The 6,886-nt window shown below is 54.8% G+C and carries 6 protein-coding genes; 3 read left to right on the plus strand and 3 right to left on the minus strand.

Going from position 1 to position 6,886, the window contains the following annotated elements; all coding sequences use genetic code 11:
• Positions 1 to 237: 237 nt before the first annotated feature.
• The 3 genes from QVP67_RS05355 (at position 238) to QVP67_RS05365 (ending at position 3,810) form a co-directional block, all read left to right on the plus strand.
• Positions 238 to 717, plus strand: a complete 480-nt coding sequence (locus QVP67_RS05355) for an RNA polymerase sigma factor (protein WP_022162533.1) — start codon at positions 238 to 240, stop codon at positions 715 to 717.
• Between the two features lie 12 nt (positions 718 to 729).
• Complete coding sequence (locus QVP67_RS05360; RefSeq protein ID WP_022162534.1) at positions 730 to 1,317, plus strand: hypothetical protein; 588 nt, start codon at positions 730 to 732, stop codon at positions 1,315 to 1,317.
• Between the two features lie 249 nt (positions 1,318 to 1,566).
• The gene (locus QVP67_RS05365; protein WP_022162535.1) at positions 1,567 to 3,810 is read left to right on the plus strand and encodes an alpha-L-rhamnosidase-related protein; all 2,244 of its coding nucleotides are present in this window, start codon (positions 1,567 to 1,569) and stop codon (positions 3,808 to 3,810) included.
• On the opposite strand, the gene dprA is transcribed toward QVP67_RS05365, so the two are convergent.
• The 3 genes from dprA to QVP67_RS05380 all read right to left on the minus strand — a co-directional run.
• A complete protein-coding gene (gene dprA / locus QVP67_RS05370) occupies positions 3,795 to 4,919 on the minus strand; it encodes a DNA-processing protein DprA (RefSeq protein ID WP_022162536.1) in 1,125 nt (374 codons plus the stop codon). The genes QVP67_RS05365 and dprA overlap by 16 nt on opposite strands.
• A gap of 227 nt (positions 4,920 to 5,146) precedes the next feature.
• Positions 5,147 to 5,551, minus strand: coding sequence for an acyl-CoA thioesterase (locus tag QVP67_RS05375; RefSeq protein ID WP_022162537.1), 405 nt, complete (start codon positions 5,549 to 5,551; stop codon positions 5,147 to 5,149).
• An 87-nt stretch (positions 5,552 to 5,638) separates the two neighbouring features.
• Positions 5,639 to 6,886, minus strand: a 1,248-nt coding sequence (locus QVP67_RS05380) for a peptidase U32 family protein (protein ID WP_288179932.1), incomplete at its 5' end; no start/stop codon positions are given.

Below are 6,886 nucleotides of genomic sequence, written 5' to 3' on the forward strand. Positions count from 1 at the left end.
TTGGGCACCCCTCCTTCCAGAAGGAGGGGAATCAGATACTATAACTAAGCTTCGACACACACTCAAGTATTGCTCGCGAGCCGTGCAAGTGTTGCTCGTGAGCCGTACAAGTGTCTCTCAGGAGCGATGCAAGTGTTGCTCGCAAACCGTGCAAGTATGAATAAAAAAAACACTATATTCGTGTAGTTTTTCCGGCAACACCTGCGTCTAACGGACAAAAACAAATCAGAATTCGATATGGAAACATTGGACACCACATTTGCGCAAATGATCAAGGAACACAAAAGCACCATCTACACGGTGTGCTTTATGTTCTCGAACGATTCCGATGAAGTCAGCGACCTGTTTCAGGAAGTACTCATCAACCTCTGGAAAGGGTATCCCTCCTTCCGGAACCAAAGCAGCATCGACACCTGGATATGGAGAGTGAGCTTCAACACCTGCATCTCCTACGAACGGAAAAAGCAGAAGCGGGCCACCCTCCCACTAACGATGGACATCAACCTGTTTAAGGACAACGACGAAGACTCCCGGCAAATCCGCCAGCTCTACGACCGCATCCACAAGCTAAAGCCCTTCGACCGCGCCATTGTCCTGCTGTGGCTGGAGAACATGAGCTACGAAGAGATAGGAGCCATTGTAGGTATCTCGACCAAAAACGTGTCCGTGCGCCTGTATCGCATCAAAGAGGAGTTGAAAAAAATGTCGAACCGCTAAAAACGCATCAGTATGGAAAAGCATCAAGATAACTTCGAACTGGAAGAAATGAAACAGCAAATCAGACTGTTGAAAGAGAAACTGGCGAAAGAAACCATCGTCAACGAAAAGATGATCATGCAATCGATCCGGGAAAAACTTGGTTACATCAAACGGAAAATCCGCTCCATGTACATATTGGTCCCCTTTGCACTGATTTATTGCAACCTGTTCTTCATCTCGACGGGCTATTCGTGGCTGTTCTGCGTCGTGACCTCCCTCTTTCTGATCGTTGCCTGCATTTATCAGGTATACAGCCACAAAGGAATAAACCCCAAAGAAATATCGACCGGCAACCTGATAAACATCAGCCAGGCCCTGATACGCATGAACCGCCTGGGGCTGAAATGGCTGTACTTCGGCCTGCCCTTCGCCGCGCTGTGGATAGTCTGGTTCCTCGTTGAAAGCTATCCCAAGGAAGGAGGAGAAACCATCTGCATCGGAGGAGGCGTCGGATTCGTGGTCGGAGCCATCATGGGCCTGATACACCTCAACAAAGTGCGCCGCAAGGCCAAAGATGCCATCCGCGAGATTGAAGCCTATACGCGGACGGAGGAGTAAAAAGAAGAACAGTGGCAACAGACAGGACACAAAACCGGGCGAAAGATGTAAAAGAACCTGTAACGATATTAAAGCATGTTATAAAAAACGGCTTTTTGCTTACAGAATTTGCAGATTTCGCCAAAGTCCGTACCTTTGCAACGTGTTTTTCATAGTATTAGATTTAAGGTTAACAAGAAGGTTGGAGTACAGCGGTACTCCTTTTTTTTTGCCTATACCCTGACACACACATAAACAGAACCCAATAATATGAAACAACTGCTGTACACACTCATCCTGCTGTGCATCGGCACGTACACCGCCGTCGCACAGGTCATCAGTCCCGACTGCCCGCCGGACGAGATAGAACCCGGCTCGTGGTACTGCTTCCGCAACACCGTCAACCTGAAGCGGCAACCCCGCAACGTCAGCCTGCACATAGCTGCCGACAGCAAATACTGGCTGTGGGTGAACGGCGAACTGCAAGTGCGCGAAGGCGGCCTGAAACGCGGCCCCAACCCCAACGACACCTATTGCGACACCATCGGCTCGCTGCCCGCCCTGAAGAAAGGCCAGAACACCATCGCCCTGCTGGTGTGGTACTTCGGAAAAGACGGCTTCAGCCACCGCAACTCGCCCACTCCCGGCATGACCTTCGCCCTGAACGTCGACGGAAAAGACATCCGCTTCCGCAAGCCGTGGAAGAGCATCGCCCATCCCGCCTTCTACCAGCCCGAAGGCGAACAGCCCAACTACCGCCTGCCCGAGTCGAACATCGGCTTCGACGCCGGAAAGGACATCGACTTCACCCGTCCCGACTTCGACGACAGCCAGTGGCCCGACGCACGCCTCACCGACCTGGCAGCAGCCGGATGGAACAAGCTACAACCACGCCCCATCCCCCAATGGAAAGACTACGGTCTGAAACCTTACGAACGCACAGAAAGGATAAACGACACCATCCTCTACGCCTACCTGCCCTACAACGCGCAAATCACCCCCTACATACGGCTGCGCGCCGACAAAGGCCGGAAAGTACGCATCCGCACCGACAACTACACCGGCGGATCGGCCAACAACGTCTTTGCCGAATACACCACCCGACAGGGCGAACAAGACTTTGAATGCCTTGGCTGGATGAACGGCCACTACGTAGTCTATCAGGTGCCAAAGGATGCCGAAGTCCTCAACCTGATGTACCGCGAAACGGGCTACGACACCTACTTTGCCGGAAGTTTCCATTGCGACGACCCAGCCCTGAACCGCCTGTGGGAGAAGTCGCAGCGAACCCTGTACATCACCATGCGCGACACCTACATGGACTGCCCCGACCGCGAACGTGCCCAGTGGTGGGGCGACGTAGTGAACGAACTGGGCGAAGCCTTCTACGCCCTCGACGAGAAAGCCCATCTGCTGACCCGCAAAGGCATCCGCGAACTGATGGACTGGCAACGTGCCGACAGCACCATCTTCGCCCCCGTACCTACCGGAAACTACGACTCGGAACTGCCCATGCAGATGCTGGCCAGCGTAGGCTACTACGGCTTCTGGACGTACTACATGGGTACGGCCGACAGCGCCACCATCGGCTACGTATATCCCAACGTAAAGAAATACATCCACGTATGGAAGACCGACGCCCAAGGACTGGCCATTCCCCGCAAAGGAGGATGGACCTGGGGCGACTGGGGCGAGAACAAAGACATGGAACTGCTGTTCAGCCAATGGTACATCATCGCCCTGCAAGGCTACGAACGCATGGCACGCCTGACCGGCGACACCACCGAAGCCAACTGGGCACAGGCTATGGCCGACCGTACACGCACCGCCTTCCACCAAAAATACTGGAACGGAAGCTACTACGTGTCACCCTCGCACCAGGGTCTGCCCGACGACCGCCCGCAAGCCCTTGCCGTGGTTTCGGGTACACTGCCCGACACGCTCTATCCGGCACTGCGCCCCTTCTTCGGCCAACAATATCATGCCAGCCCGTATATGGAGAAATACGTCCTGCAAGCCCTCTGCCTGATGGGCTACCACCAGGATGCCCTCAACCGGATGAAACTGCGCTACCGCGCCATGACAGACAGCCCGCTGACTACCTTGTGGGAAGGATGGGGAATCGGCTCGGAAGGTTTCGGTGGCGGCACTTACAACCATGCCTGGAGCGGCGGCCCGCTGACCGTCATGAGCCAGTATATAGCCGGAATTGAGCCGACGGCTCCCGCTTTCCGCCGTTTCCGCGTCAGTCCGCATCCTGCACACCTGAACCAGATACGGGCCGTTGTACCCCTGAGCGGGAAAAGAGAAATACGACTGTCGCTCGACAAGGACAGCCACCGGTGCGACATTGTGCTGGAAGTCCCCCAAGGCACGGAGGCGTGCTTCTGCCTGCCCGACGGATATACAGGCATGAGCGTAAACGGAACCGTCTGCCAGTCGGCCGAAAAGGTACTTACGCCCGGCGTATGGAACATCCGGCTGACGCAAGCCGGCGACTATGCCAGCAAGTGATAGACTCCGCCTACCAGTGCTTTGACCATGCCCTTCATTTCGAGTTCGAACAAAAGGGCACTCATGCGGTTCACCGGGATGTTGGCTTCGACCACCAGAGTGTTGATGTGCAGGTCGTTGCGACTCAGAATCTTGACGACACGTGCTTCTTCCTCGGTCAGTTCGGGAAAAAGGCTGCGCTGTACGCCCGACGCCATCCGGCTGCTGCGGTCGGTGCTCCGTCCCCAGTTCATGGCTTTCACAAAGTCGGCAGCATCGTTGATCAGGGCTGCCTTGTTGTCGCGGATCAGCCGGTTGCAACCGCGCGAATACTCGTCCGTGGCACGTCCGGGCAAGGCAAAACAGTCGCGATGGTAGCCCTCGGCCAGTTCGGCCGTAATCAGCGAACCGCCTTTGGCTGCCGACTCTACCACAATGACGGCATCGCTCATGCCCGCCACAATGCGATTGCGGCTGACAAAGTTGTGACGGTCGGGGTTGGTATCGGTCAGGAATTCGGTCAGTAGCCCGCCTTCGGCCAGCATATCGACCGCCGTCTTGCGATGAACAGCCGGATAAATGCGGTCCAGCCCATGAGCCAGTACGGCTACGGTGGAAAGGCCGTTTGCCAGCGCACCGCGATGGGCATGTATGTCGATGCCATAAGCCAGTCCGCTGACAATCAGTACATCGGAACAAAGTTCGGAAAGATCGTGCAGGAACTCGGTGCAGAACTGCTTGCCGTACTCGGTGGCGTGGCGTGTACCCACCATGCTGACCACTCGCAAACGGTTCAGGTCGGCATTGCCCTTGAAGAACAGCACTGCCGGCGCATCCTCACACTCGCGCAGACGCGACGGATAGCGTTCGTCGCCCAGCGTCAGGCAACTGATGCGGTTCTTTTCGGCCCACTCCATCTCTGCTTCTGCCCGGCTGAAGGCTTCGGGACAGTCGAGCGCCGCCACAGCAGAGGCGTGAATGATGCCCGGAAAGCGTTTAGGCAGTTCTTTACGGAGTCGGAATACTTCGGCTGCGCTGCCTGCGGTATCAATCAGGCGTTTGGCACCAATATGTCCGATGCCCGGACAGAGGGTCAGGGCGATGCTACAGATTCGTTCGTCGGTATTCATAGTAATAAATATTAGATACGAGTTGACAAGTTGACGAGTTGACGAGAGGACGAGTTGACAAGAGGGGATGAGTTAATGAGTTGACAAGCTCACGAGTAATCGAGTTAACAAGTTGGAAAGAACATAAGTACGCTGTTTGCCTTTCCTTGTGGCCTCGTTAACTCGTCCCCTTGTTAACTCTTCCTCCCCTTGTCAACTCGTCAACTTGTCAACTCGTCCCCTTGTCCCTAAATATAAGACGCAAATATGCGGTCGAACAGTTCGCTGTCGCTCAACCGTCCGTTTACCACGCAGACAGTCTCTACCACTCCTTTCAGCGACACTTTACCGTCGCTCTTGCGGAAGATGTCCTGATAGAAGACGTACTTGATGCCTTCTTTCTTCATGTAGAGCTTCGACACGAACTCGTCGCCGCTGCGCAGCGGAGTCTTGAAAGCCATGCTGATACGTGCCACCACAGGGTCGATTCCCTGCTCGTGAAGGGCAGCAAAGCTGACGCCTACGGAGGTAAGAAACTCGTGGCGCGTATGTTCCAGATAGTGCTGGTAGTTGGCATTGTTCACAATGCCCTGCAGGTCGCACTCGTAGTCGCGCACCTTCATTTCCAGCTCGTAGATGTATTTTTCTGCCATAAAATAATGATTAATGGTAAATGATTAATGGTCAATATCAATCTGCACAACAATTTATCACTTACCATTAATCATTTACCGTTGTTATTATCCTCGTTGCTTCTCCACATCCAGTCCCTTGAAACGTTTCAATTCCTCGATGGTCACTAACTTGTAGAGCTTGTCACTGGGACGTATCTTGACGGACTTCATGGAGAAATGCTCGCCCTTATGGACAGTCTGCACGGGTTTCAGGTCAACGCGTGCTTCCTCCAATGTGACGTACTCGGCTCCGGTGGTAGGTCCGGTGATAAGCAGTTTGTCGCCCACACTGATTTCGGCAGCCTCGACCAGGAACTCGGCTACGCCGATGTTCGAGAAGTAGCGGATGCCTTTGCCCACGTATATCTTGCGCTCCGTAGCTGCCGAACCGTAGTTCTTCGTCCATTCGCCCAGACGCTGGCCCAAGTAGTAGCCATCCCAGAAGCCGCGGTTGAAGACAGTTGCCAGGCGACGGTTCCATTCTTCAATCTTTTCGTCGGTAAATGTATTGTCCAGATAGGCACGGATGGCTTCCTTATAGCACTCAACTACGGTACGCACGTACTCGGGGCCACGGGCACGGCCTTCTATCTTGAACACCCGCACACCGGCATCCATCATCTTGTTCATAAAGTGAATGGTCTTCAGGTCCTTGGGCGACATGATGTACTGGTTGTCAATCTCCAGTTCGGCGTCGGTCTCCTTGTCGCGCACGATGTAGGAGCGGCGGCACACCTGCATGCAGGCACCGCGGTTGGCAGAGTTGTTCATCTGGTGAAGCGAGAGGTAACACTTGCCGCTGACGGCCATACACAGAGCACCGTGACAGAACATCTCAATGCGGATGCGCTGACCCGACGGGCCACAGATATTCTCCTCGCAGATATGACGGTAGATTTCGGCCACCTGATCCAGATTGAGCTCGCGTGCCAGCACCACTACATCGGCAAACTGGGCATAGAAGCGCAAAGCCTCGACGTTGCTGATATTGAGCTGCGTACTGAGGTGTACCTCCTGCCCTATCTCGCGGGCGTAGGTCATCACGGCTACGTCGGCAGCAATAATGGCCGATATACCGGCATCCTTAGCGGCACGCACAATGGTGCGCATCAGGGGGATGTCCTGGTCGTAAATGATGGTGTTGACGGTGAGGTAGCTCTTCATACCGTGCTCGTCGCACGTGCGGGCTATCTCGCGCAGGTCGTCGATGGTGAACGTGTTGGCCGAACGGGCACGCATGTTCAGGTTCTCGATGCCGAAGTAGATGGAGTCTGCTCCGGCCTGTATGGCGGCGGCCAGCGACTCGCGCGAGCC

Origin of the sequence: Bacteroides sp. CAG:633, assembly GCF_000435115.1 — a bacterium.
GTDB classification, from domain to species: Bacteria; Bacteroidota; Bacteroidia; order Bacteroidales; family Bacteroidaceae; genus Bacteroides; species Bacteroides ndongoniae.